Source organism: Rhizobium sp. CB3090 (assembly GCF_029714285.1).
Taxonomy (GTDB): domain Bacteria; phylum Pseudomonadota; class Alphaproteobacteria; order Rhizobiales; family Rhizobiaceae; genus Rhizobium.
Genome location: NZ_CP121663.1, coordinates 536,685 through 560,958 on the forward strand (window position 1 = coordinate 536,685; position 24,274 = coordinate 560,958).

At 58.5% G+C, this 24,274-nt stretch carries 25 protein-coding genes; 10 read left to right on the forward strand and 15 right to left on the reverse strand.

All coding sequences use genetic code 11. The annotated features are described in order from the left end of the window. Positions 1–108: 108 nt before the first annotated feature. From QA646_RS21230 to QA646_RS21240, 3 genes are all read right to left on the reverse strand, one after another. Positions 109–324, reverse strand: a complete 216-nt coding sequence (locus tag QA646_RS21230) for a DUF2945 domain-containing protein (RefSeq protein WP_283060220.1) — start codon at positions 322–324, stop codon at positions 109–111. Between the two features lie 119 nt (positions 325–443). Further along, positions 444–758, reverse strand: a complete 315-nt coding sequence (locus QA646_RS21235; RefSeq protein ID WP_283060221.1) for a hypothetical protein — start codon at positions 756–758, stop codon at positions 444–446. A gap of 198 nt (positions 759–956) precedes the next feature. Continuing rightward, the gene (locus QA646_RS21240; RefSeq protein WP_283060222.1) at positions 957–1,616 is read right to left on the reverse strand and encodes a 5-formyltetrahydrofolate cyclo-ligase; all 660 of its coding nucleotides are present in this window, start codon (positions 1,614–1,616) and stop codon (positions 957–959) included. Positions 1,617–1,751: 135 nt separating this feature from the next. Here QA646_RS21240 and QA646_RS21245 point away from each other — a divergent pair, with 135 nt between their 5' ends. The 5 genes from QA646_RS21245 (at position 1,752) to QA646_RS21265 (ending at position 7,655) form a co-directional block, all read left to right on the forward strand. Further along, positions 1,752–2,657, forward strand: coding sequence for a LysR substrate-binding domain-containing protein (locus tag QA646_RS21245; protein ID WP_283060223.1), 906 nt, complete (start codon positions 1,752–1,754; stop codon positions 2,655–2,657). 52 nt (positions 2,658–2,709) lie between these two features. Then, a complete protein-coding gene (locus QA646_RS21250) occupies positions 2,710–3,831 on the forward strand; it encodes an HPP family protein (RefSeq protein ID WP_283060224.1) in 1,122 nt (373 codons plus the stop codon). 265 nt (positions 3,832–4,096) lie between these two features. Further along, complete coding sequence (locus QA646_RS21255; protein ID WP_283060225.1) at positions 4,097–5,614, forward strand: lipopolysaccharide biosynthesis protein; 1,518 nt, start codon at positions 4,097–4,099, stop codon at positions 5,612–5,614. A 103-nt stretch (positions 5,615–5,717) separates the two neighbouring features. Further along, positions 5,718–6,545 (forward strand): galactosyl transferase, encoded by an 828-nt coding sequence (locus tag QA646_RS21260; RefSeq protein ID WP_283060226.1) that lies wholly within the window; start codon positions 5,718–5,720, stop codon positions 6,543–6,545. 108 nt (positions 6,546–6,653) lie between these two features. Continuing rightward, positions 6,654–7,655 carry an acyltransferase gene (locus tag QA646_RS21265; RefSeq protein ID WP_283060227.1) on the forward strand — a complete coding sequence of 334 codons (1,002 nt, stop codon included), beginning with the start codon at positions 6,654–6,656 and terminating at the stop codon, positions 7,653–7,655. A 23-nt stretch (positions 7,656–7,678) separates the two neighbouring features. Here the strand turns inward: QA646_RS21265 and metB are convergent, their stop codons facing one another. After that, positions 7,679–8,836 (reverse strand): cystathionine gamma-synthase, encoded by a 1,158-nt coding sequence (gene metB / locus QA646_RS21270; protein WP_283060228.1) that lies wholly within the window; start codon positions 8,834–8,836, stop codon positions 7,679–7,681. A 196-nt stretch (positions 8,837–9,032) separates the two neighbouring features. Here metB and QA646_RS21275 point away from each other — a divergent pair, with 196 nt between their 5' ends. Continuing rightward, complete coding sequence (locus QA646_RS21275) at positions 9,033–9,317, forward strand: DUF6522 family protein (protein WP_283060229.1); 285 nt, start codon at positions 9,033–9,035, stop codon at positions 9,315–9,317. Here QA646_RS21275 and QA646_RS21280 read toward each other — a convergent pair whose 3' ends face one another. Genes QA646_RS21280 through QA646_RS21290 form a run of 3 tightly spaced genes read right to left on the reverse strand, consistent with a single transcriptional unit; the run spans position 9,318 to position 10,953 of the window. Beyond that, positions 9,318–10,076, reverse strand: coding sequence for an RNA polymerase sigma factor (locus QA646_RS21280; RefSeq protein ID WP_283060230.1), 759 nt, complete (start codon positions 10,074–10,076; stop codon positions 9,318–9,320). It abuts the gene before it with no gap. A gap of 18 nt (positions 10,077–10,094) precedes the next feature. Continuing rightward, positions 10,095–10,424: a cupredoxin family copper-binding protein gene (locus QA646_RS21285; protein WP_283060231.1), complete on the reverse strand. Its 330-nt coding sequence runs from the start codon at positions 10,422–10,424 to the stop codon at positions 10,095–10,097. Positions 10,425–10,431: 7 nt separating this feature from the next. Beyond that, positions 10,432–10,953 carry a DUF4142 domain-containing protein gene (locus QA646_RS21290; RefSeq protein ID WP_283060232.1) on the reverse strand — a complete coding sequence of 174 codons (522 nt, stop codon included), beginning with the start codon at positions 10,951–10,953 and terminating at the stop codon, positions 10,432–10,434. Positions 10,954–11,518: 565 nt separating this feature from the next. Between QA646_RS21290 and QA646_RS21295 the strand changes: the two genes are divergently transcribed. The 4 genes from QA646_RS21295 to QA646_RS21310 all read left to right on the forward strand — a co-directional run bounded on the left by QA646_RS21295 (position 11,519) and on the right by QA646_RS21310 (position 14,691). After that, positions 11,519–12,604 carry a fatty acid desaturase family protein gene (locus tag QA646_RS21295; RefSeq protein ID WP_283060233.1) on the forward strand — a complete coding sequence of 362 codons (1,086 nt, stop codon included), beginning with the start codon at positions 11,519–11,521 and terminating at the stop codon, positions 12,602–12,604. 73 nt (positions 12,605–12,677) lie between these two features. Beyond that, complete coding sequence (locus tag QA646_RS21300; protein WP_283059089.1) at positions 12,678–12,992, forward strand: MocE family 2Fe-2S type ferredoxin; 315 nt, start codon at positions 12,678–12,680, stop codon at positions 12,990–12,992. 122 nt (positions 12,993–13,114) lie between these two features. Then, the gene (locus QA646_RS21305) at positions 13,115–13,675 is read left to right on the forward strand and encodes an NADPH-dependent FMN reductase (protein WP_283060234.1); all 561 of its coding nucleotides are present in this window, start codon (positions 13,115–13,117) and stop codon (positions 13,673–13,675) included. Between the two features lie 128 nt (positions 13,676–13,803). Beyond that, positions 13,804–14,691 carry a DMT family transporter gene (locus tag QA646_RS21310; protein WP_283060235.1) on the forward strand — a complete coding sequence of 296 codons (888 nt, stop codon included), beginning with the start codon at positions 13,804–13,806 and terminating at the stop codon, positions 14,689–14,691. Positions 14,692–14,874: 183 nt separating this feature from the next. Here the strand turns inward: QA646_RS21310 and QA646_RS21315 are convergent, their stop codons facing one another. The 8 genes from QA646_RS21315 to QA646_RS21350 all read right to left on the reverse strand — a co-directional run bounded on the left by QA646_RS21315 (position 14,875) and on the right by QA646_RS21350 (position 23,520). Continuing rightward, positions 14,875–17,208 (reverse strand): polysaccharide biosynthesis tyrosine autokinase, encoded by a 2,334-nt coding sequence (locus QA646_RS21315; protein ID WP_283060236.1) that lies wholly within the window; start codon positions 17,206–17,208, stop codon positions 14,875–14,877. An 84-nt stretch (positions 17,209–17,292) separates the two neighbouring features. Next, on the reverse strand, positions 17,293–18,198 hold the full coding sequence (locus tag QA646_RS21320; protein ID WP_283060237.1) for a UTP--glucose-1-phosphate uridylyltransferase: 906 nt from the start codon (positions 18,196–18,198) through the stop codon (positions 17,293–17,295). A 4-nt stretch (positions 18,199–18,202) separates the two neighbouring features. Then, complete coding sequence (locus tag QA646_RS21325; RefSeq protein WP_283060238.1) at positions 18,203–19,255, reverse strand: glycosyltransferase family 2 protein; 1,053 nt, start codon at positions 19,253–19,255, stop codon at positions 18,203–18,205. Further along, on the reverse strand, positions 19,252–20,166 hold the full coding sequence (locus QA646_RS21330; protein WP_283060239.1) for a glycosyltransferase: 915 nt from the start codon (positions 20,164–20,166) through the stop codon (positions 19,252–19,254). The genes QA646_RS21325 and QA646_RS21330 overlap by 4 nt, the downstream gene beginning before the upstream one ends. Continuing rightward, positions 20,163–21,188 (reverse strand): glycosyltransferase family 2 protein, encoded by a 1,026-nt coding sequence (locus tag QA646_RS21335; protein WP_283060240.1) that lies wholly within the window; start codon positions 21,186–21,188, stop codon positions 20,163–20,165. The genes QA646_RS21330 and QA646_RS21335 overlap by 4 nt, the downstream gene beginning before the upstream one ends. Further along, positions 21,185–22,390: a glycosyl transferase family 1 gene (locus QA646_RS21340; RefSeq protein ID WP_283060241.1), complete on the reverse strand. Its 1,206-nt coding sequence runs from the start codon at positions 22,388–22,390 to the stop codon at positions 21,185–21,187. The genes QA646_RS21335 and QA646_RS21340 overlap by 4 nt, the downstream gene beginning before the upstream one ends. A gap of 107 nt (positions 22,391–22,497) precedes the next feature. Further along, entirely contained in the window at positions 22,498–23,301 is an 804-nt protein-coding gene (locus QA646_RS21345) for a glycoside hydrolase family 16 protein (protein ID WP_283060242.1), read from the reverse strand. 9 nt (positions 23,302–23,310) lie between these two features. Further along, positions 23,311–23,520, reverse strand: a complete 210-nt coding sequence (locus QA646_RS21350) for a hypothetical protein (RefSeq protein WP_283060243.1) — start codon at positions 23,518–23,520, stop codon at positions 23,311–23,313. Between the last annotated feature and the right edge of the window lie 754 nt (positions 23,521–24,274).

The window sequence follows — 24,274 nt, forward strand, 5'->3', positions numbered from 1 at the left end:
TGCATCACAGGGATGCCGCTGTGGCCGGCGGATCGCGCAGACGAACTTGTCGAACAGAACCATTACGAAAGGTTGGGAAAGCGGGCGCGGCAGCGCGGAACGGGACGCTTACTTCGGTACCTTGTGAAGCGCGCTTCCCTTATGCGCAGCAATATGGTCGGTCTTGTCGCTCTTGATTTCATACTGCGGATCGTCAGCGGAAGCGTGATGCGTATGGCCTTTATAATCGAAATCGCGGGTGTGAACTTTAGTGATCGTCCCGCTTACGTGACCCGCCTCGGAGTTCCAGCTCACATGATCGCCAACCTTGAAAGTTTTTCCCATCGCGTGCTGCTTCCGAACTGAGCGCTTTCACGCCATTAACGCAAGCTCATGCTCTTTGTTCATTCAACAGGAAGGAAAGGTGGCAGCATCGCCGGTGATTGGCACCGGCAAGGCCGCCATTAAAGCGCATGCATCGTGAATTGCAGGTAGGTGGCAAGGCTGACGGCCGAAAGTCCGACAATGATGACAGGATGCGGGAGGTTCTTGCTGATGGTCGCAAGTGCCAGGCCGAGCAGGACGATCATTCCTCCCAGCAACAATCCTTTATCGGCAACGGACAGGGCGAGGGCGGACAGACTGACGGCTGCGGCGACCATTGTTACCGGCATCTGGTTTTGAAGACGCTCGGTTCGGCTCGTGAATGTCAGCAGGAACCTGTTCCAGCTCAGTCCGAGAGAAATGCTCAAAAGCAAGGAGGGGAGAATATGCCACATGAAATATCGTCTCTTCTGGTGTCGATCTCAGAGAAGCAATCCACGTGCCAAAGGAGAGAAACGGCTATTCGGAAAGGCAAGTCGGGGCGCCGGGATGCCTCCTTGCCTGTTTGAAGTCTATCTGCCTTTCTGTTCAGCATTCGGATCGAAGCGACCGGCCGAGCATGAAGCCCGGGCTGCGATCGATCTCGTGCCAGCTCATCGGTATCGCACTCCCGTTTGGGTAATGACCACATCCATGGGAATGTCATGAGCAAGGGGATGAATGGTGTCGATCTTCTGGGACTCGAAACCGACGCCGATAGCAAGAGGCTTGCAGCCGAGAGAGGCCAGTGTTCTATCGAAAAAGCCGCCCCCATAACCAAGCCGGAAGCATCCTGCATCGAAGCCGACGAGGGGCGCTATGACGATGTCCGGAACCGCTTCCTTGCCCTCTGCCGGCACCGGGATATTCCAGACTCCACGTTCAAGCCGATCGCCCATTTTCCATGATCGGAACAGCAAGGGCGTGGCTTTGGCGATGACCACCGGTAACAGACAAACAGCGCCGCGGGCCGTCAGGCTCGCCATCCATCCTCTGAGATCGGGCTCACCCAGGAACGGCCAAAACAGACTTATGTGCTTACCGGCTACGCTGGTGACAATCCGGTCAAGATGGCTCGCAATCGCGCGCGTATGGTCTTCGCGATCGGCTACGGGCAATGCCTTGCGCTCATCGATCAGCCTTTGTCGTTGTATCTTTCGCCAGGCAAAGACATCTGACTTGGTGGCAAAACCGGGCGAAATACCACTATAAGCGGGATCGACTTCGTGCAGCATACACGCAGGCGACGCATATTCGTGGGGTGCTTCGTCCATCTCCGATCGACCCGGTCTTGTCATTTGCTCTTACCCCTCCCGTTTCATCGTTTGAGGTGAAAACCCGCTTGAGCCGCGACAATGATTTTTATATAGGGAACGATATTGCAGTTTAATTCCTGAATCGAGATCTTTTTGGACCTTTCATCAATCGAGATATTCCTCGCCGTCGCCAGCGACCGCAGCGTGACCAAGGCGGCCAAAGCCGTCGGCCGCGCGCCGTCGAACGTGACGACACGGATTCAGCAGTTGGAGGATGATCTCGGCGTCTTGCTCTTCAGCCGCGACGGCAAGAAGATGACGTTGACGCGTGAAGGCGAGACGTTTCTGGTCTATGCCAATCGCCTTGCCGCATTGGCACTCGAGGCGCGGCAAGCAGTCAGGCCCCTGCAGCCTTCGGGCGTGTTGCGGGTGGGCACTATGGAAAGCACGGCGGCAAGTCGATTGCCGGCAGCGCTGACCCAGTTCAACCGGATGTGGCCTGATGTGTCGCTTCATTTGACGTTGGGTGCATCGCGGGAACTCACCCGCGACGTTCTTGGCGAGGTATTGGACTGTGCACTGATCGCCCGTCCGCCCGGGACGATGCTTGACGAAGACGCAGATTTCAATGCGGAGCTTGAGCGGCTTGAGATAGAACCCGTCTTTGTCGAGGATTTATTGCTCGTATTGCCGTCCGGGCATCCACCCATTCATTCCGCCGCCGACTTGCGGGTCGGGTCGCTTGCCGCTTTGGAACCTGGATGCACCTATCGAAGGATTGCTGAAAGTTGGGCGCGAAAATCGAGTGGTTTGCGGACGACGGAGCTTGGCTCCTACCACGCGATCCTGGCAAGCGTGGCAACCGGGAGCGCAGCAGGTGTCATGCCGAAATCGGTTCTCGATCTCATGCATTGGCCGACCAGTTCTCCGACCCATCAACTGGGATCCGTCGACACGATCCTCATCTATCGCAGGAATGATCGGCCAATCGCGTTCAAGGCCTTCCATGAAGTCCTCAGCGCAGCCAAAGGCCGGGACCCGCGGTTGGCAACAAACTAGCCGCCAAGACCTCCACCCGCTCACAAACAGTTTTCCCTCAACTGGTTTCATCATGCAGCATCCAGACTCCCAGAAGATGGGGCCCAGCCGCTTCCGCTTGTTTTCGCCGATCCTCGCCGGGGCAACCCTTCGTGAACGACTGATGGCCTGTCTTGGTGCCCTGATCGGTATCGGTCTTACTGGCGTCATCAGCGGTTATCTCTTTGGGCAAGGACCCCATCTTCCGCTCATCGTCGCGCCAATGGGCGCATCGGCGGTGCTTCTTTTCGCCGTGCCTTCCAGTCCGCTCGCCCAGCCGTGGTCGATTATCGGCGGCAATACCATTTCCGCCATGATGGGCATAATTGCAGCCTATTTCATTCACGATCCGATCATCGCGATCGGGGTCGGAGTCTCGCTCGCGATCGGCGCGATGTCTTTCACCCGATGCCTCCATCCACCCGGCGGTGCCGCAGCTCTGACCGCTGTTCTCGGCGGCCCGGTCGTTGCGGGTTGGGGCTTCTTGTTTCCGTTCATCCCGGTGGCCTTGAACTCCTGCATACTCGTTGGCCTTGGCCTGCTGTTCCACAAATTCTCCAAGCGCAACTATCCGCATGTTGTCGCAAAGCCGGCGGAGAATACCCATCAGACGCGCGATCTGCCGTCGATCTTGCGCGTGGGCTTTCGGGAAGAAGACGTCGATGCTGCTCTGGCAGCGCTCGACGAGACCTTCGACATCGACCCGGCAGACCTCAGCCGCCTGTTGCGGCAGGTCGAGTTGCAGGCAACGATGCGATCCCACGGAGACATACGCTGCGCCGACATCATGTCGTACGACGTTATCGCCATCAGCGCGAGCGCCGAGCCGGATCATGCAAGGCATCTCCTCTTAAAACATAATATCCGCACGTTGCCGGTAAAGGACTCGGAAGGCCGCCTGATCGGTACGATCGGCTTACGCGAGTTGTCTGGAAGCATCGACAGCATCGCAGGCGCGATATCGGAACCGGCCGTGGCAGCCGCAGCCGATCCTGCACTGTCGCTGTTGCCCGTTCTGACCGACGGGCGCACGCATGCGGTGATTGTCGTGGACGCCGACTACCATGTCCTCGGCTTGATATCGCAGACGGACCTTCTGAGCGCTATGGCGAGACTTCTGCCAAATGACAATACCGCGGCGTTGGTCGATGCTTGAGGCGTGACGGCCATTTTGTGGCCGTCATTTGTGTGCACCCATAACTCAGCGGAAAGGCGGGGGGCGATTTTCATCGTCCGGTGCTACCGCGAAATGTGCATTGCAGCAAAAAGATATGAAATGCATTGCACTGCGTAAAAAGCCCGCTTGACCAATTCGATTTCGGCGCCATTTGAGCCCACAGCCTTCGACCTCGTGACCTTGCACGGCTGCCTCGGCGGAAATCAGATGGAGTTTTAACATCGCACATGAATCGGATGAAAGCTTGAGGTTGCCGTCTTCCTGGGAAACGGGAAGCCCTGTTCTCAAGTCGGATGAAATCGTCTTCGAACATTTGAGCGAGAACCGGTCCGGCGCGGCGCTGAAAGGGGCATTCTGGTCGGCGTTGGATACGCTGATACCGACGGCATTGAACAGCCTCGTCTTCATCGTCACGTCGAGATATCTGCTGCCACAGGATTTTGGCCTCGTGGCGCTTGCTTTCAGCATCGTGAGCTTTGCCGCCGGCCTCGGGCCGACTGCATTTGGCGAAGCGTTGATCCAGCAGAAGACCATTCGGCAGAGCCACCTTGATACCGTATTCTGGCTGTCCTTCGCGTCGGCGGCGATCCTTTACATCGTCCTTTTCGCGGGATCCTCCCACATTGCCCATGCCTTAGGCCATGACGAAATCGTCGGCCTCTTGATGATCATCGGACTGAAGATATTCTTCGACATGATGATCATCGTTCCCAATGCGTTGATCGGCCGCACGATGTCTTTTCATCTTGCCGCCGTCCGCACGGCGATCGCCACGGTCGTATCCGGCCTCGTATGCCTGGCCTTGATTTTCGCGGGCTTCGGACTATGGGCACTGGCGATCGCGCAGATCGCCGCACCTGCCGCCGGATGCATTGCCGCCTTTTGGGGCGCGGGATGGCTGCCGGGATTGCGGATCAAGTGGAGCAGTCTCCGCGAGCTTCTGCATTACGGCATATTTGCTTCCGGCAATCGCTTCCTGCAGTCCATGAGCCTCGATCAGCTCATCATCGGTACGCTGGTCAGCCCGGCGGCACTCGGCATCTATAATTTTGCCCGGCGGCTTTTCGAAATGATCAACAACGTCGTTGCCGGGGGCCTGACCTCGGTTACGCACGTTCTCCTGTCGTCGCTGCAGCATGATCAGAACAAGGTCCGCGAGGCATTCCTCATGGCAACGTTCGGCTGCTCGCTTGTGTCGTTTCCGGCCTTCATGGGGCTTGCCGCCGTGGCCGACGATGCCATTCCGCTAATTTTCGGACAGCATTGGGCGGCTGCGATCTGGCCGGTGCGGTTCTTCTGCGTCATCGGATTGATGAGCGGCATAGGCGTCGTCCAGGCATCCTTGATCACCAGTCAGGGCAGGTCGGACTGGTGGTTCTACTACCAGCTCGTGCGCAACATCGTCACGATCGTCACCGTACTCCTGCTTTACCCCTATGGCGTCACCACCATCGTCTTCGCGCTGATGCTCGAAGTGCTGCTCCTATGGCCGGTCACGCTTTGGATGGTTTCGCGCCTTATTGCCCTCAGCATCGGAAATTATTTTGCTCAGTTTCTGAGACCGATAGCCGCCTATGTCGGAATGCTGGCTGCGGTGCTGGGCGCTTCGGCATTGCTGCAGGACTGGCACCCGGCATTGCGCCTTGCAATCGAAATCCCGCTTGGCGCCATCGTCTATACGGGCCTGATTTTCATCCTTTGCCGGGAGAGAGCTCTTTTCTTGGTAACGACAATGCTCCGGCGGCACAGATATCCGTCATGAACCTGCGTTCGGCCCGGCGGCCGAGCGAGTGAATCGATTGTCCATTTCCAATGTCCCTGCCGGACGATGCGCCAGGGCTGATGTGATCGCAAAAGAGGGAATTATGCCACTCGTCACGTTCATCATTCCGGTTCGACATCAGGCCAATGCGAAAGATTGGCCAGCGTTGAAAGAGCGGTTGTCCCAGACCGTGGCGTCGATTGCCGGTCAATCGAATCCCGACTGGAGCGCTGTGATCGTTGCGAATGAAGGCGCGGACCTGCCCGATCTGCCGCCGCAATTTTCCATCACGCGCGTTACATTCCCGCCGAACCAGCTCCACGATTTGGATAGCGCGGACAGAGAGAAGGTCTACGACGCGTTCCGCCTGGACAAGGGGCGCCGCGTACTGAGCGGCATGCTTTCAGCCCGGGATTCGCGGTTTTTCATGATCGTCGACGACGACGATTTCGTCAGCGCCAACATCGTCAGCTACGTTGCGAAACATCCCCAAGCGAACGGCTGGAAGATCGACAAGGGCTATCTTTGGAACGAAGGCGGCCGGTTGATCATGCATTACGATGATTTCGCGAATTATTGCGGCACATCGTTGATCATACAATCGCGTCTCTATGATCTCCCGGCGACGTTGGAGGCAGCCGACATCGATTATGTGAAGTCGATGCTGGGCAGCCATGTCCGCATCGGAAACATATTGGCCGAGCGCGGCACGCCGCTTGAGGCGCTGCCGTTTCGCGGCGCAATCTACCGGGTCGGGCACAGCGGCGCGCACAGCAAGTCCGCCAGCCTTCTCGCGACCTATTTTTTCAATCCAAGCGCGCTTCGGCGCCCTCGCCAACTTCTTCGCAATCTCAGGCGGGTTCGTCCGCTCGATCGCGGCCTGCGCAATGAATTTTTCGGTGCCGTCAGCGCCAACAACGCGAAATGGTGACCAGCGGTGGAAGCATCCGATTTATCAGCGACGGGAAAAGGCGTTAGGCCGATCCCTATCCAGCGGCCGCAACGCCCGTCTCAGGGTCGGAGCCATCGATATGCATCGTTGGACGCGATGCGCGGCCTGGCGGCATTTGCGGTCGTTGTCTATCACCTTCAACGACCCTATGCGCCTTTGGCCTATGTCGCAGTTGATTTCTTCTTCGTCCTCAGCGGCTTTGTCATTGCGAGGGCCTATAGTGAAAAGCTCGCTGGCGGAATGCCGCTGAAAGCCTTTATGAGAGCCCGATACGCGCGCCTCTATCCGTTGTTCCTGCTCGGAACCTTCTTCGGACTGGTGCAACTGCTCGCCCATTGGAAATCGTCGAACGACACTATCGGCGATTTGCTCGCAAGCCTGATCTCGACCGTATTCATGCTGCCGTCCCCGAGCTTTCTGACGAGATCCGCAACGGATTTGTGGCCGCTATACCCTTTGAACGGACCGGCCTGGTCGCTGTTTTGGGAGCTGCTCGTCAATCTGGTATTTGCTCTGATGCTTTTCAGGATGAGAACGAAATATCTGGCTGTTCTCGCGGCGGTTTCGCTTGCCTGCCTGGTTGCATCGGTCTCGGCGCACAGGTCCCTCGACCTCGGCTGGGAATGGCGATCGGTCGACGGCGGAATGGCGCGCGTCTTTTTCTCCTTCGTCGTCGGCATGATCATATTCAGGATTCAGAAAGCCAGGCCGCCCACCGTCACTTATTTGGCGCTCCTGCCGATTCTCTTGATTTTCAGCCTGCTGTTTCTGCCGATCTATTCGCTGAAATTTGCGTTGCTGTTCTGCATCGTCATTTCGCCGCTTATCGTCCTCGCCGGGACATTCCTGGAAATTCCGGAGACAATTCAGCCGCTTGGCATATTTCTCGGTTATCTATCCTATCCGATCTATATGTGTCATAGAGGCTTTACGGAAATATACGCTCACTTCGTCAACAGCGATCATGTGCCCCCGTTGATCTACATCGGAGGCTTTCTGGCGTTGATTTCGGTGGTATCGCTTTTGTCTGCCCAGCTTGTCTCGATCGTGCCGAGATTTGCGTTTGCCGCAAAGTTGCGAGCGCCGTAGGGGCTGTCGCCACCATCGGCAAACTATTCGATTTTTGCCAGACTGAACGCGAGATCCGACAGCAGGTCCTTTTCGGCCTCCAGGCCGACCGACATTCTCAGCAATCCGTCGCTGATGCCAGCAGCACGGCGCGCCTCCTCGCCCATGCCGACATGGGTCATGCTGGCCGGATGGGCGATGAGGCTTTCGACGCCGCCCAAGGATTCGGCCAGAGTGAAGACCGTCAGTGCTGCCACGAAGCGGCGTACGGCTTCGATTCCTCCCTTGAGCTCAAAGCTCAGCATGGCGCCGAAGCCGAGTTGTTGCCGCGCTGCCAGTTCATGCCCGGGATGGCTGGTTAGCCCGGGATAGTGGACGACGCTGACCTCCGGGCGCTCGGCGAGGAACCGGGCGACGGCTGCAGCGGTCGTCTGCTGCCGCTCGATGCGCGCAAAGAGACTGCGGATGCCGCGAAGGGTGAGATAGGAATCGAAGGGTGATCCCGTCACGCCGATCATGTTCGCCCAGCCCTTCAGATCCTCGATGTCTTTTGAATCTGCCGCCACCACGGCGCCACCGACGACATCGGAATGTCCATTGAGATATTTCGTCGTCGAGTGGATGACGAAATCCGCACCAAGGGCAATGGGCCGCTGCAGCGCTGGCGACAGGAAGGTATTGTCGACCACCAGCCGCGCATTCACGGTTTTCGCATGCCGGGCAACGGCTTCGATATCGACGATGCGCATGAGCGGATTACTCGGCGTTTCAACGAAGACCAGGGCCGCGCCGCGAGTCATGGCGGCGGTCAGCGCTTCATCGTTGTTTTGATCGACAAACTCCACGTGGAAATGGCCCTTGTCTCTCAAGGCGATGAGCAATCGGTAGGTTCCGCCATAGCAATCATGCGGCGCGATCACCCGGTCACCGGGCTTCAGCAGACAAAGGACAAGATTGACGGCAGCCATCCCGGATGAGGTCACGACAGCCCCGGCACCGCCTTCCAGCTTTGCCAATGTATCGGCGAGGAGATCGCGTGTGGGATTGGAGGTCCGGGAATATTCATAGGCCTGCGAATGTTCGAATTCTCGAAACGCGAAGTTGCTCGACAGATAAAGTGGCGGGTTTACGGCGCCGAAGGCAGTGTCGCCTGCGATCCCGTTGGCGGCTGCGATCGTTCTGAAGTCCTTGATCATTGACATATATGCCTTTTGCGGATTTGGGCGGTCTCGTCGAGATGCGCGTGGATTGAAGGGCAACGGCGCTTTCCACGCTCGATACGAGCCATCGGAGCGGCTCGCGGCGCAACTATAATTTCTGTTTCGAGAATAACAATAAAAGATCGTTCTCTATTTTGTTTTGATATATGAGTGCGTCTGTGGCGAAGAGGGTAAAGCAATGTTTGTCGAGCGCGCGCAAAATGGCGATTTTATCGTTGATTCCATTGAGATCGCCGATCGGTTCGGCCTGTCGCTGGCCGAATTTCGCCGCTACATGCAACGCGGCTCCGTCACCTCTTCTGTAGAGGTGGGCACAGAGGATCATGAGGGGACGAGGCGCCTATCCCTGCGATTGGGCAACCGGATATGGCGTGTGATTCTGGATGACGAGAACAAGGTGCGGCACGAGGAAATGACATTCCTCGGCAGACATCATGCGACACCCAGGCCCTCGGGCAAATAATTAGAACGTGGTTCCGCCTGGCGATGGGATGGAGGCGTCCTTTTTCCCGGCCTGTATTGCGCGGAGCGCCGTAACCACTCGGTCGGCCATGTCGGCGCAGCGGGCTCCATCGAAGGGAAAGAGGGCGGAGAACGCCCCGGAAAACTGCTTTTCGATCGAGAGCCGCATCATTTTACGGGCACGGTGCAGCCGCGTCTTGGCTGTCTCCGGCTTGATGCCGAGAAGGGATGAGGTCTCCTCCGTGCTGAAGCCTTCCACATCGCGCAAAATGAAGACCGTGCGGAACTCAGCGGGCAGGGCATCGACCGCGTGTTCCAGCAAATGCCGCGTCTGATTTCGCGCCAGTTCAGCCTCCGGATCGGCTGACCCCAGCGAGGAGGGAAAGTGCAACAAACCGCCGCCGGACGTCTTGTTCTGCATGTCGATCTCCTCAAGCCCGGTAAAATCGCGTCTCCGATGCACGCGGGCGAACGCTTCGTTGAGCGCAATCCTCGTCAGCCAGGTCGACATTCTTGAGTTCCCACGGAAAGCCGAGAGATTGATGAATGCCTGCACATAGGCTGCCTGTACCACATCTTCCGCCTCCGCATCGTTGCCGACGATGGCGCGTGCCGTTCGAAACAGGCGCTGATTGTTGCGCTGAATAATGATCCTGATCGCATCCTCATCGCCCGCCTTGGCGCGAGCGATGAGTTCGGCTTCCGAGTAGATTGAAGGATCCGGTCGATGTCGCTTGGCTGCGGCGGGGACGGCAATCATCTCGGCTCCTCTTTATCCTCACGGCTGCACATCCAGCTCTCCGGTCATCATCGGATGAAAGCGGCAGTAAAATTTCACCGTTCCCGCGCGCTCGATCGTCATCTTGCCTTGCGACTTCGCCGGAAGGTCAATGTCGAAGCTGCCGTCGCGCGCGGTGGCAGTATGGCGGAATATATCATCGTTGCGCCAGACGATCACGTCGCCGACGTGTAGCGTCGCAGGCGGGGAGCCGAATTTCATATTCGCTATGGCGATTTGATATTCGGCTGGCTTTGCTGCCGTGCTGACCGTCATTGCCAGCAACCCCGCGACGACTGCGAGCGCATGTTTTCTATTCATCGCGCTCATTGCCGGTTCATTTCATCGTCGCGGCAAGATGTTCCGCGTGCATTTGATGTTCTTTGAAGAGCGTAAGGCCGGTCTCCAGCAACGACTTGAGTTCGGCGTTCTTTGCCGATGGGATCAGTTGCTTGGCGAGCGCCTCGTTGACCGTCTTGTGATAGGCTACTTCGTTTTCGATATAGGCCTTGTCGAAGGCCTTGCCGTTCAATGCACCGAGTTTGGTCAGTTCCTGGCTGGCCTGCGCGCTCAGCGACTTGCTGACGTCATTGTCCTCAGGCGTGACCTTGAGTTTCTTGACCAGCGCCAATGCCTGCTCGTTGACGCTTTTGTGGTCGCGCTCCATGGTCTTGGCGAAGTCGATGACCTCCGGATTCTTGCTTTTCTTCAGTGCCTGCTCGGCAGCGGTGACGTCGATTTGTCCGGCGGTGTAGGCGATATGGGCGATTTGGGGATCGGTGATTTTTGTCTCGGCGGCGATTGCCGCGGTGCCGGCGAGGCCGAGCAGGAATGCCGCAGTCAGAATCGGTTTAAACATGATTTCTCTCCTGTTCGTGGCTAATCCGGAGCGAATATTGGATGGAATGTCGTCCTTCGATCCGTTTGTCCCGTGTCGGAACTAGCCATTGGATGGAGTTGGGAGAAAAAGGTTCCCGAAAAAATTTTGGGATTTTTTCGGGCACATGCATTTTGGCGAATGGGCGCTGTGATCGCTCCCCAAAATATGGCGACGAGTCGCCTGAGCGATGTCAGGCGCGGGAAGAGTTTCGCTCTAAATGATAGAATTCTATCATTCCGATATTTTCCCAAACATAAATGTCAAAGGGAAGAATTTGCCTGATCCGCCACTCGCCGAACCTCGTTTGCTGTCCATGGAGCTGATTTCAGGCCGATTTCCGGGCGCCATCGATTGCTCAGACGCTGAAGGAAATGGTTGGTCGGCGCATGGTTGGTCCTGAGGTATTCCATCATGAATGAGATGGGGGATTGATGGAATATGATAGATTCCATCATCGCCGCATTGAGGCAAGCGAAAACTCGACCTATCCTGCTGACATCTGAGGCGGTGCGGCACTTGCGCATCGCGGGAGGCAGGAACAGCAATGACCGAGATCATCAAGCGCGATTACAGCCTGCTCGGCCCGAGCAGCCGGCAGGCGGTCGAAACCGGGCTGGCGGCGGCCGAGTGGTATCATACCGACATTGCCCGCAAGGAGATGAAGGCGCTGATGCAGCGCTCCGACAAGGCCGCCATCCGCGACACGATCGTCTGGCTCGGCAGCATGGCGGTCTTGGCCGGCCTCGGCATCGCTTTCTGGGGCTCCTGGCTATCCATCCCCTTCTTCCTGGCGTATGGCGTGCTTTACGGTTCGGCCTCCGACAGCCGCTGGCATGAATGCGGCCACGGCACGGCGTTCAAGACCCGCTGGATGAACGATGCGGTCTATCAGATCGCCTGCTTCATGATCATGCGCAATCCGGTGACCTGGCGCTGGAGCCATACCCGCCACCACACCGACACCGTCATCGTCGGCCGCGATCCGGAGATCGCCGTCATGCGGCCGCCGGATCTATTGCGGCTCGTCCTGAACTTCTTCGGCATCGTCGATGTCTTCCATGCGATGCTCGACATGATCCGCAATGCCTTCGGCATCGTCAGCGCCGCTGAGAAGACCTTCATTCCCGAACAGGAGCAGCCGAAGGCGATCCGCATCGCCCGCATCTGGCTGGCGATCTATGTCGCCACCATCGCCGCCGCTTTTTATATGGGTTCGCTCCTGCCGCTGGTGCTGATCGGCCTGCCACGGCTTTATGGCGCCTGGCATCATGTCTTGACCGGCCTGCTGCAGCATGGCGGCTTGGCCGACAATGTCACCGACCACCGGCTGAACAGCCGCACGGTGCTGATGAACCCGATCAGCCGCTTCATCTATTGGAACATGAACTACCATGTCGAACACCACATGTTCCCGATGGTGCCTTATCATGCGCTGCCGAAGCTGCATGCGATGATCAAACACGATCTGCCGAAGCCCAATCCCTCGATCTGGTCGGGCTACCGCGAAATGATCCCGGCCTTCCTGCGGCAGTTGCGCAATGAAGATTATTTCCTGAAGCGGGAATTGCCGCCGACGGCGCGGCCCTATCGCGAGGAATTCCACGCGACGCTGGCCGAAGCAGCGCAATAACGACAGGCAAGAACAGCAAACGATAACAACAGCCAGGAACGGCACATACAACGGCATATACAGGGAGGCAGGAATGAGCGGCAACTGGATCAGGGTCTGTGCGGCGGATGCGATCGACGAGGAGGACGTCCTGCGCTTCGACCATGGCGGCAGAACCTTCGCCGTCTATCGCAGTCCGGAAGACGACTATTTCGCCACCGACGGTCTCTGCACGCACGAGCAGGTCCATCTCGCCGACGGGCTGGTGATGGACAACATCATCGAATGTCCCAAGCACAACGGCCGCTTCGACTATCGCACCGGCGAGGCCAAGGGCGCCCCCGTCTGCGTCAATCTCAAGACCTATCCAGTCAAGGTCGAAGACGGCACCGTCTTCATCGCGGTGTGAGGGCGGCGATATCCCTATTACCGAAACGCTTGTGCGGAGCGATCCGCTCAGACGGTTACCAGCCCTTGACGAATGGCACCGAACCATAGATCTCTCCCCATCTAATCCTTAAGGGGAACGCGATGAGAATTCTGGGCATATCGGGCAGCCTTCGCAAGGGCTCTTTCAACACGGCACTGCTGAACGCCGCCGTCGAACTGGCGCCGCCGGGCGTTGAGTTCATCGCCAGGACCATCCACGGTGTCCCGCTTTACGACGCCGATATCGAGGCGGCCGAGGGTATTCCGGAGACGGTGAGCGAGCTCAAGGAACTTACCGCAGCCTCCGATGGCCTAATCCTGTTCACGCCGGAATACAACAATTCGCTTCCCGGCGTCTTCAAGAACGCGATCGACTGGATGAGCCGGCCATCCAGCGATATTGCCCGCATCTTCCGTGCAAAACCCGTCGCCGTTCTCGGCGCCTCGCCCGGCAATTTCGGCACGGTCCTCAGCCAGACCGCCTGGCTGCCCGTATTGCGCACACTTGGCACCCATCCCTGGTTCGGCGGCCGGCTGATGGTTTCGCGTGCCGGCAGCGTTTTCGATGCGGACGGTAAAATTGTCGACGAGAAAGTGAAGCAAAGCCTCGCCATCTTCATCGAAGGTTTCGCCGCTTTTGTCGAAAGCACGCAAAAGAGCTGATCGACATATTTCGTGTAGTGAAGCATGTGCCGAAGCCTATGATCGAAAGATCGAATAGCCTATGGTGACCGGCGGCGTCGGTTCGGCCGCCGCCTCCGAGCCGCATACCATCCTTCCTTCGAGCCGAAATGAAATCCAATACTGCCGGTTATGTCTTCACGCTGTTGGCGATCAGCATATTCGCCCTACAGGACGGCATCTCAAAACATCTGGTAAGTGTCTATCCGCCGCTCTTCGTGGCGATGATCCGTTATTGGGCCTTCATGCTCTTTGCCGTGGCGCTGGCATCACGCTCACCGGGGGGATTGCCTGTCGCTATCCGCACCAGACGGCCGCGCCTGCAGGTCGCCCGTGGGCTGCTGCTCGCCTCGCAGATCGTCGTCGCCATCTCGTCCTTCGTCATTGTCGGTCTTGCCCGTTCGCAGGCGATCTTCTCATCCGGACCCTTGATGGTGGCGTTGCTGTCCGTGCCGATCCTTGGCGAAAAGGTCGGCTGGCGGCGCTGGCTGGCAATCTGCATCGGCTTTACCGGCGTGCTGCTGATCCTGAAGCCGGAAAGCGGCTTTTTCGACATTCGTTTCCTGGTGCCGCTTGCCGGTGCTCTGCTATTTTCGCTTTATGTCGTCATCACCCGCTATGTCAGCCATGACGACTCCGCCATGACGAGCTTCTTCTATACCGGCGTCGTCGGGGCGATTGCCATGAGCTGCATCGGACCGTTCTTCTGGACACCGGTTGCGCCGTATGACTGGGCCTTTCTGGGCGTGCTCTGCCTCACCGGCATGTCGAGTCACTATTTTCTCATCCGCGCCTATGACCTTCTCGACGCGGTCGTGATTCAGCCGCTCACCTATCTGCAGCTTGTCTTCTCGGCGATCATAGGCGTGTCGGTCTTCGGAGAGACCCTCAATATCAACATGATCATCGGTGCCGTCATTGTCGTGGCTGCAGGCATCTTCACAATCTGGCGCGAACACGTCCTGGCACGCGCCGGTGCCAGGACGTCGAAAGCATAGGGAAACTCAGAACGGTTCAATGCTTACGGAAGCGCTGAACCGCTCTATCCTATTGTTTTGACGCAATTCCGGACGGAAACCGCTGCTCTTAAAGCTCGTCGCGATCTCTCAGATTCGCTCCCACGCTCTTTGTTTTTGCATGTCGCTTTCGCAAAACCGCCGTACACTTTTGCGCGACATGCATTAGGCGTCGATCTCCACCTTCGGCCGCTCCTCGGTGTAGTAGCTGGTGTATTTCTGCCGATAGCGCTCCGTGCCGCCGAAGTCGCTGTAGCGCGACAGTTCCGACATGTCCGTCTTGTTGAGGATGACGCCAAGAACGCGCGAATTGATCTGCGGCTCCTGTTCGAGCAGATCCCTGACGAGATTGGTCGGCGTCGCACCCCATTCGGCAACGAGCAGAAAGGCGTCCACCTGCGGCGCGAATGCCTTGGCGTCGACGACCGGTCCCAGCGGCGCGAGGTCGACGACGATGTAGTCGAACATCTTCCGCGCGCTTTCCATCAGGTTCAGCATGCCCTGCGAAGACAGGAGTTCGCTGGTGTGCAGCAGATGATCCCGCAGTACCACAGGCAGAATGGCAAGTTTGGTGCGCGGATCGACCCTGACGGCACTTGCCCAGGGGACTTCGCCGAGCGCCGCTTCGATAAGGCCTGTCTGCGGCGGCGACTTCAGCATCCGGCTCAAACCAGGATTGCGCAGGTCGGCGTCGATCAGCAGCGTGCGCTTGCCACTGCTTGCGAGCAGGGCGGCAAAATTGGCTGCCGTTGTCGATTTGCCTTCACCGGGGAGTGCCGAGACGACGCCGATCACCCGGTTGTCTCGTCCCTGCAGCATGACATCGCTGGCAAGCTTGGCGTTGCGCAAGGTTTCGGCGAATATCGAGCGTGGAGCCTCGACCGAGACACGCATGATCCGCTCGAAAGCGACACCGTTCTCGGCCTCTTCGGCCGTCGCCGGTCCGGCTTTTTGTCTGCGAGCTTTCTTCTTGTCGAACGCCTGTTGGCCGAGCAGCGGCAGATAACCCAGGAATTTAAGTCCGAGTGCTGCCCGCACATCGGCCTCGATCCGGAAATAGCGATCACGGAATTCCTGAAGCGCAGCAAAGGCACCACCGGCCATGAAGCCGAGTACGATCGAAAGTGCGAGCACGAGCGTCTTTTTCGGGCTCGACGGCGCGGTCGGAACGCCGGCGGTGGAGATGACACGCGCCTTGGCGATCGGGAACGAGCGCTGCTGCGATGCCTCTTCATAGCGGCTGAGATAGGATTCGTAGAGCGTCTTCAGGGCGGTCGCTTTCTGATTAAGCTCATTCAACCGCACAAGGGATTTATTGGCCTCGGAATTCTTGCCGACCACGCCCTCGATGCTGTTGCGCAGCGACTCCGCACGCGACTGAGCAACGTCGAACTCGTTCTTGTAGCTCGCCGTCAGTTGCTGGAGTTCCTGATAGATTTGCCGAGTGATGTCTTCGCGCTCCGCCCTAAGCGCTACGGCCTGGGGATGATTGGCGCCAAAATTCTGCGTCACGTCTTGCTCGCGCTTCTGCACATTGAGATAGCGCGTCTTCAGATCCTGCAGCACGCTGTTGTCGGTCTGGCTGGACGAAATCGTCGCGTTTTTCACCGCATTGTCCGGGCCCTGATCGATGATCGATTTATATTGATAGTAGCGCGCCGAGGCGCTGGCGGTATCGGCCTGGGCGATGATCAACTGCTTGTTGAGATCGGAAATCTGCTGCTCCGACATCAGCTCGCCGCCAGTCGAGGTCAACCCGTTGTCGGCCTTGTATTTTTCGACATCGAGCGAAGCCTGTTGCGAGCGCTCGCGCAGGTCGTTCAGCCGCTCCTGCAGCCAGACGGACGCCCGTTCGGTCGCATCGAAATTGGCGTTGAGCTGATCCGTCAGATAGGCGTCGGCATAGGCGCCGGTGACCTTGGCGGCCAATTGCGGATCGGTCGACTCGAACGATACGGAGACGACGGAACTGCGGGTGACGCGCTCGACCTTCAGATCGTCCTGCAATGCGGCGGCGATTTTCTGGCGTTGCGCTTGACGTGCCTCTTCAGCCGTCAGCGGCGGCTTTGCCGGTTTGAAGGCACTGGCAATCAGCTTTATACCTGATTTGACCAGAGCGATCGGCGATTGCGGCGGGTTGAGGATCTCGTCATTGTCGACAAGGCCGGCCGCATCCACGACGCGCAATGCCATCTCGTTGGACTTCAGGATTTCGACAGCGCTGGCGATTTCCATATCGGCCTGCTGGCTGCTGGTCGGCGGCGGCTGATCCTCCGCATATTTCGTCATGTTTTCATCGAGCAATATCTGCGTCGCAGACGTATAGGTCGAAGGCGCGGTCACCAGATAGGCGACCGCTAATCCGACGAAAATGACCACGCCGGTAAGAATGGTGCGGATACGACGGGTGATGACCGCCATCAGCCGGTCCAGGTCAATGAAACCATCCTGCTCGTCTTTCGGAAGAGCGCTGTGGAAGGTGAAATTCTTCTGATGCATGGCGACCACCTTGTCGGAGAAGCCTGAATGAATAACGGCTCTCGCCTGCGGCGATCAAAGCCGCAGGCGAAAGTGTGACGCGATTTAAGCTGCGGTCATCTGCGCTTCGTGCGAGAGAACCAGGCTTCGGATCGAGTCGTAGACCAGACCGCCAATATCCGCGCGCGCCAGCGCGAAGGCGACGTTCGCCTCGATGAAGCCTTGCTTCGATCCGCAATCGAAAGTCTTTCCGCTGTAAGCCTGGGCATGGAAGGCCTGTGTTTGAGATAGGCGCAGCATGCCGTCGGTCAATTGAATCTCGTTGCCGGCGCCGCGCTCCTGCCGCGCCAAGATGTCGAAGATCTCGGGCTGGAGAATATAGCGCCCATTGAGGTAAAAGTTAGAAGGTGCCTCGGACGGATGCGGCTTCTCAACCATTTTGGTCACGCCGAAGCCGTGGCGAACCGGCGCTCCCCGGCCGATGATGCCGTATTTCGAGGTTTCTTCGGGCGCGCATTCCTCGACTGCGACGATATTGCCGCCGACTTCGTCGTAAAGCTCCATCAGCCCGGCCATGCAGCCGCGCAGGCCATGGCAGACCATGTCGGGCAGCAGCAGCGCAAACGGCTCGTTGCCGATCAGGTCTCGAGCGCACCATACGGCGTGGCCGAGGCCAAGCGGCGCCTGCTGGCGGGTGAAGCTGATCGAGCCGGCGGGCGGCAGAAGCCGTTCCAGTTCGGAGACCTGCTTTGTCTTGCCCGCCCTATGCAGCGAGGAGATAAGCTCCGGCGTGTCGTCGAAATGATCTTCGATTGCCGATTTGTTGCGGCTGGTGACGAAGACGATGTGCTCAATGCCAGCCTCGATGGCTTCATCGACGGCATATTGCACCACTGGACGATCGACGATCGTCAGCATTTCCTTGGGCATCGCCTTGGTGGCGGGCAGGAAGCGGGTTCCGTTGCCGGCAACCGGAATGATTGCTTTTCTCACAGGATGCTTAGGGTCCATAGCTCTATCCTTTGTTAGAGTGAGGGCCTGCGCCCAAACTCGGGAGGGAGGGGGAGATAGGGGATGCTGCAGCCACTTGGCCGCCGTCCCCAAGGACGGTTGCCTCGCCGCTATCGCGAAAAACGGCAGCTAAGCGACGAAGGCGGGCTGCGATCGGCATGCTCAAATGACGAACCGCAAGTGGATCGCGGCAGGCGATTTTCAGCGCGTTCGGCAAGGAGCGGTCCTTGATGCTTTCGACAAGCATCAGGAAGGACAGTGTTTCTTTCAGATTCCGCGTGCGGCGCCGTTGGGCGGCAAGAGCGGCGGCACCGAAATGATGTCCGGCGAAAAACTTCCGGTCGGCGGTAATCATCGCTTCGACATCCTGCCGCTTCAATACCCGCGAGATTGAGCCTTCGCGAATGTAATAGAGATAGCCGACCATCGGCTCGACGGCGCAGACGCCGCCTTTGGCCAGTGCGGAGGCGAGGAAAATATAGTCCTCGCCGATCCTGAGGGCTTCGTCGAAGCGCAGGTGATGCTTTTCAAGGAAGGCCCGCTCGAAGACCGGCTTCATGTAGCCGAAATTGTGCTCGGCGCGGAAGATCATGTTCGAGGCGATGAACTTCGTCAGCGTCAGAACCGGCACCCTCGCGAGCACAGCTTCCGGGAACATCGCGCTCGCGGCCTCATCCTGTCCTCTGATGATATCGAGGTTGTCGACGACGATCTGGGCTTCGGCCTTTTCGGCTCGTGCGATCAGCCGCGCCATGCGATCCGGGCGCAGTGCGTCGTCGGAATCAAGTATGGCAACCCAACGGCCGCGGGCGGCGTCAAGGCCGGCATTACGTGCGGCGGCGGGACCGCTGTTGCGGGGCATGGCGACCAGTCGAACCCGGGGATCGGGATGGTTACCGGCAATGATCGGGGTGTTGTCGCTGGAGCAATCGTCGACAACGATGACCTCCATGCTGACGGCACCTTGCGCCAGCGCGCTGTCAATGGCGCGCTCCAACGTATCCTCGGCGTTGTAGGCTGCGATGACGAAACTGACATCAGGGATGAAATCCGTCATTGCGGTGCTTTCTCCAAATTTCCGTATTGTTCGATTTCGCGGACACCGAGCAGGCCGCTGACAACGCCGGCATGCATGATGCCGCGCAGGGCGTAGCGATGGCACGGCACAGGGAAAGCGGCTGAAAGCGCAGCGGCGGCAAAGCAATAGCCGGATTTGGTGGCGGCCAGCGCGATTGCCTTCCACCGGCCAAGACCGGCTGAGGTCTCCAGAAGCATCCGCCCATGCGTCTGCCCCATGCGAAAACGTCGCTTCGTAAGCCAAGCAAGCGTCGCCCGCCCGTTCGGCACGGGTTCGTAGACCAAGGCGTCCTCGGCAAAGGCGATCTTTCCGCCCGCCCTGTGCATGTGGGCGAAAAATTCCGTATCCTCGCCGCCGCTGCGCCCCAGCGTGATGTTGAAGCGACGGCCGACAAGCGACGGCGCGTTGCGTCGCAGCAGCGCATTGCAGGTGTAGCCCGTGCGGATGTCGCCCGAGACCCAGACTGGCAATGTCGAATGGAAGTCGCCACGCCGCATCCAGGCGGGCGCAACGTTCGGATAGACGGCGCGGACGGGGCCGAGAACGGCATCGGCCCCTGTCGTGTCCGCCGTCACCAGCAATTCCGCCAGCCAATCCTCGGACGCGGTCTCGTCATCGTCGATAAAGGCCACGAAATCGCCGGTCGAATGCTCGAGGCAGGTGTTGCGGGCGATCGAAATGTTCGAAGCGGGGCAATGCACATAGGCAATCTCGAAAGGCACCGCCGAACGCATGGCTTCGACGCGGTCGCGCGCACTTGGCGTCACGTCGTTGTCGGCAACGATGATACGGACGCTAGTGCCTGCCGGAACGGTCAGGACCGCCAGCGACAACAGTGTCTGGTCCAGTTCGGCGCGGCGATAGGTGCAGACGGCGATATCGATCCTCACGGGGCGATGCTCCCGGTTCTGTGGGATGATATCGCCCTGCGCGCTCGGAAGCTGAAGACTTCCATCCAGAAACCCATAGACCAGGCAAAATGCATGACCATGGCCGAGATCGCAGCGAGAGGCCCATACGGGTTCCGCTCGCCGAGCGCGATCCAGAAGCCATAGGCCACGCAAGCGAAAGCCCAAAGGCCGATCGGAACCACCGCGATCCAATTGAGGATCGCGAGAAATGCGCCGACGAAGATCGGCACCACGGCCAACGGCAGCATCTGGCGGATGCTCGGCATGCTGCGGTGCTTTAGGATGTTGCGGGCACGACCGCGGCCATAGCCGAGATACTGCCGGAAAAGCGTCGGAATGCTGGAGCGTGGATAATAGGTCATTGCCGTCTTGTCGGTCAGCCAGATGCGATGACCTGCCTTCCGCAAGCGATAGTCGAGCTCGGCATCTTCGTTGTGGCTGAAGGCCTCGTCGTAGCCGCCGACCGCGCGGAAGGCAGCGATACGCATCAGCGCATGATGGCCGTGATCGGCCCAATGCCCCTTGGCGCCTTCGCGATGCTTCGATCCGCCATTGCCGAGCTTTGAATTCTGCGCCACCGCCGTGGCCTTCTGGAAGGCGCTGAAGCCCATGGTGCGCATGGCAACCACAACGGAATCCGCTCCAGTCACGTCGGCCTCTTGCACCAGTATCTGGCAATAGTCGCCGGGATAGTCGCCATGGGCATCGATGCGAATGAGATAGTCGTAGTCACTGCCCAGGGTTTCGACCACGAGATTGATCGCAGCACTTTGCAGCCGCTTCGGGTTGTCGAGGAGGAGAATACGCGGATCGGCCGCGGCGATCTCCCTGACGATGTCGCGGGTTCTGTCCGTGCTGCCGCCGTCGGCAACCACGATGCGGGCATCAAGTTCGTCCAGAGCGCGGCCAAGCTTGGCAATCAGCGGCTCGATATGTTTCTCTTCATTGAGGCAGGGGATAACGATCAAGCAACGCATATCCATGGGCATTCCGGTCTTCATTGCAATCCACCTCTATTGCGATGCAGTTGTGGGGAGGCCTTTAATTCGGCGGTTTGCTCGGCGCGGGTAAGGGAAGCCAGCCGCTGCACCAGTCCTCGGCACTCGGCCCGATCAGTCATCCATTGCCTGCGGTCCTGCGCGGCCAACTCATTGAAAGCGGCGAGGTAACGTTCCCTGTTCATGTCGCCCAAGAGAGCAACCAAGTGTGCAGCATCCGGCTTTTCGAGTGCCAGTCCGATTTTCCGCTTTGCCAGGAACCGCGCGGTCTCGGTGCCATCGACAGCGATCGGCACCGCGCCATGCAGGCCGCCTTCATAAAGACGGTTCGGCAACAGCCAACTGGAATTCAGCCCTTCTTCGAAGAAGTCGATCGCCCAGGAGAACTGCACCTCGCCATAGATCGCTGAGAGGTCCTCGGGATTCTTGTAAGGACCGCCGAAGCGCATGAAAGGCGCATCGCGCACGAATCCGTCGAAATCGCTGAATTCCGAATAGGCAGGGCGGCCGCGCAAGATGATTTCGAAGCGGCCTTCCATATGGCGCGAAAATTCAGCGAGCAATTCCAGCGATTTGCGACACCGAAGCGCGCCGAACCAGCCGATCTTCCAGGGCTCGCCGTCGGCCGGCGATCGGGGAGCGCGGGCAATCTCGGCCCCGAGATCCTCGATCGCCAAGACCTTGTTCTCGAGAAGGACGATCGGGAGGTCGAGACCGGAGCGAGGGCGGAAATAATGCTCGACGAAGGCCGGCGAACTGGTCAGCAGCAATGCCGCGTCGGTGCCAAAATGGCGCTCCACACCACGAAGGGCGCCGCCAAAGACATCCTTGCGCAGCAGCAGCCGGTGAATGTCGAGGCATTCGTAGATAACGGGCATATTGCCGCCGAAGAGGGATTTGGCGCGGTTGGCCACGGCCAGCATTTCAAGATTGCGGCCGATGATCACGTCCGGCTTTTCGACCGAGCGCAGCAGTCCACGCAGTTGCAGGGCGGACTTGGCAACGGCAGCGATACGCTGCGCGAAGTGCGCGTCGCGCGTCCGACCGAGTTCGATCGGCTCGACACCATGAATGGCGGCCAGCGCGTTGTCGTCGCGCCGAAAACCCGCCAGCGTCACCTTCGCCCCACCCGCCTGCAGCATCAGCACCCGCCTGCGGATGGCGGGATCGGCGAGATCGTGGACGAAATAAAGAATATGCAGCATGAAAACTTTCGCTTTCGTGCCCGGCGGCAAGCCAGGCACCTCGTTTCGTTCGTGTTGCATCGGGTTCATTGTTCCGGCCGCGAAATCCGCTTCGCAGCCGAAACGTTTCAGTTGAGCTTGCAGGCGATCGATTCCGGGAATTGGCATTTATCGCCCGCTGCCGTGAAGGCAACGCGATCGATCTGCATGGTCGCCGGTGCGCCGCCATAGGCAAACTTGCCCATCCAGCCGCTCAACGTATCCGTGCCCCAAAGGCTGAAGAAGATCTTCTGGGCATGCGTCGGGATCTTCGATGGATCGGTCACTTCCTGAACGAGCTTGCCGTTCAGGTAATAGCGCAGCCGGTCTTTCTCCCAGACGAAGGCATAATCGTTGAAGCCTTGATCGGCGCCGCCCGCGACCGGGACGAGTTTCTCATTGCCGCCTTTAGCGCCGATATATTGATTGACCTGAACCTGTGCGGGGTTCTTGCCGAGCACTTCGAAATCGATCTCGTCATGCGGCTTCTTGTCGGTCGGACCGATATAGGTGAAGAAAGCGGAGTTGAGGCCGGAACCGGCCGCTGTGCGATAACGCGCCTCGTAGGTGCCGTAGCCATAGGTCTTGGTCGTCTGGATCTCGCCGCAGGCATAGTCGCGCTGGCCGGTCTTAGCCTGAGTGAATTGAAGCTGAAGCAGGCCGCCCTCGACACTGACCTGCTTCTTCGACCACGTGCAGTTCTGGAACGAGCCGTTGTTCCAGCCGTCCGAGATGTACCAACGGCCGCTGTCGATCTTGTCGAAATTATCGACGAAAGACTTACCGTTCGGCTGATCCTCCTGCGCGAAGGCCGCGTAAGGGATGAGGGCCGTGCTCAAAAGGGCAAAGGAAACGAAGCTGGGTCTTAGCGAATGAAAGATCTGTTTCATCATATGTCACCTTTACTCGGAGATCACCCATCGGCCGCCGACAGCCAGAGCTTCAGCGTGCGGCCGCATGCGGCTGCCGGTCAGCAGATTGTAGAAGGAGGGCGGGGCGGAACGCGCCATGCTGTTGGTCCTAGGCAGCACCGTCAGGGTGATGGCGGCAGCTATGCGCATGACATTGATCCGCGAAGACACGTTGGCAGTCACATTCACGATATCTGTCACCCCTTTTTCAGACTGCTCCCCCATGCAGCCGTTTCAACCAGCGCAGACTAGAGCCCGCAGACGTAAGCTAGGGCGATCTCCCGAAAGGAAATATGGCACTGCAGCAAAAAACCGGGATTCGCGCGCCCTGGGACCCATCATCCGACGACAAAAAGAGAGAAAAAAATCTAACTCAATCGGGTTAGTGCCCGTATAGGTATTTGGTATTAAATGGATTTAAGAGTGATATCATATTCGGGAGGCGGCATGGAATTGCACGCTTTAGCCGCACCAAATTTTTTTCCACTGGCCGAGGATTTTTTTGCGGTGCCGCAGATGCTCCCGCCAATCATGATCAAAATAGGGCGACAATACAAGCTTATTGAGAAAATACGAATAAGATAACTCATCTAAAGGTTGATATTTCATCTTCGATATCCTGAGTAAGCCGACGACTTCCAAAAACTTGCGGGACAAGCGTGCCCTCGGTCAACAAAACGACGCTCTGCTGCCAACGGTGAGGACGACGACAAAGACGGGAAACATCGGTCGGCTGCTGAGAAACGGTCACGAATGCCAACCATGGCAACGCACCGCGCTCGATAAAAGGCGCTATCTAGCATTGCTCGCGACCGAACGGGCCCTAACTGTTGAGGCCACGACGATAACCTGCCTTTAGGGGCCGACTGAAATTCAGCGATGGAGATTGTCGAAAAAGCGCATGGCTGCGTCCCCGCAAAGGGGGCCGGAAACTCTTTGTTGAAACCACAAGGGC

Coding starts and splice junctions, on each gene's coding strand:
- QA646_RS21230 (WP_283060220.1), bottom strand. CDS start 324: ATGGGAAAAACTTTCAAGGTTGGCGATCATGTGAGCTGGAACTCCGAG.
- QA646_RS21235 (WP_283060221.1), bottom strand. CDS start 758: ATGTGGCATATTCTCCCCTCCTTGCTTTTGAGCATTTCTCTCGGACTG.
- QA646_RS21240 (WP_283060222.1), bottom strand. CDS start 1,616: ATGGACGAAGCACCCCACGAATATGCGTCGCCTGCGTGTATGCTGCAC.
- QA646_RS21250 (WP_283060224.1), top strand. CDS start 2,710: ATGCAGCATCCAGACTCCCAGAAGATGGGGCCCAGCCGCTTCCGCTTG.
- QA646_RS21260 (WP_283060226.1), top strand. CDS start 5,718: ATGCCACTCGTCACGTTCATCATTCCGGTTCGACATCAGGCCAATGCG.
- metB (WP_283060228.1), bottom strand. CDS start 8,836: ATGTCAATGATCAAGGACTTCAGAACGATCGCAGCCGCCAACGGGATC.
- QA646_RS21275 (WP_283060229.1), top strand. CDS start 9,033: ATGTTTGTCGAGCGCGCGCAAAATGGCGATTTTATCGTTGATTCCATT.
- QA646_RS21280 (WP_283060230.1), bottom strand. CDS start 10,076: ATGATTGCCGTCCCCGCCGCAGCCAAGCGACATCGACCGGATCCTTCA.
- QA646_RS21285 (WP_283060231.1), bottom strand. CDS start 10,424: ATGAGCGCGATGAATAGAAAACATGCGCTCGCAGTCGTCGCGGGGTTG.
- QA646_RS21290 (WP_283060232.1), bottom strand. CDS start 10,953: ATGTTTAAACCGATTCTGACTGCGGCATTCCTGCTCGGCCTCGCCGGC.
- QA646_RS21295 (WP_283060233.1), top strand. CDS start 11,519: ATGACCGAGATCATCAAGCGCGATTACAGCCTGCTCGGCCCGAGCAGC.
- QA646_RS21300 (WP_283059089.1), top strand. CDS start 12,678: ATGAGCGGCAACTGGATCAGGGTCTGTGCGGCGGATGCGATCGACGAG.
- QA646_RS21305 (WP_283060234.1), top strand. CDS start 13,115: ATGAGAATTCTGGGCATATCGGGCAGCCTTCGCAAGGGCTCTTTCAAC.
- QA646_RS21310 (WP_283060235.1), top strand. CDS start 13,804: ATGAAATCCAATACTGCCGGTTATGTCTTCACGCTGTTGGCGATCAGC.
- QA646_RS21315 (WP_283060236.1), bottom strand. CDS start 17,208: ATGCATCAGAAGAATTTCACCTTCCACAGCGCTCTTCCGAAAGACGAG.
- QA646_RS21320 (WP_283060237.1), bottom strand. CDS start 18,198: ATGGACCCTAAGCATCCTGTGAGAAAAGCAATCATTCCGGTTGCCGGC.
- QA646_RS21325 (WP_283060238.1), bottom strand. CDS start 19,255: ATGACGGATTTCATCCCTGATGTCAGTTTCGTCATCGCAGCCTACAAC.
- QA646_RS21335 (WP_283060240.1), bottom strand. CDS start 21,188: ATGAAGACCGGAATGCCCATGGATATGCGTTGCTTGATCGTTATCCCC.
- QA646_RS21340 (WP_283060241.1), bottom strand. CDS start 22,390: ATGCTGCATATTCTTTATTTCGTCCACGATCTCGCCGATCCCGCCATC.
- QA646_RS21345 (WP_283060242.1), bottom strand. CDS start 23,301: ATGATGAAACAGATCTTTCATTCGCTAAGACCCAGCTTCGTTTCCTTT.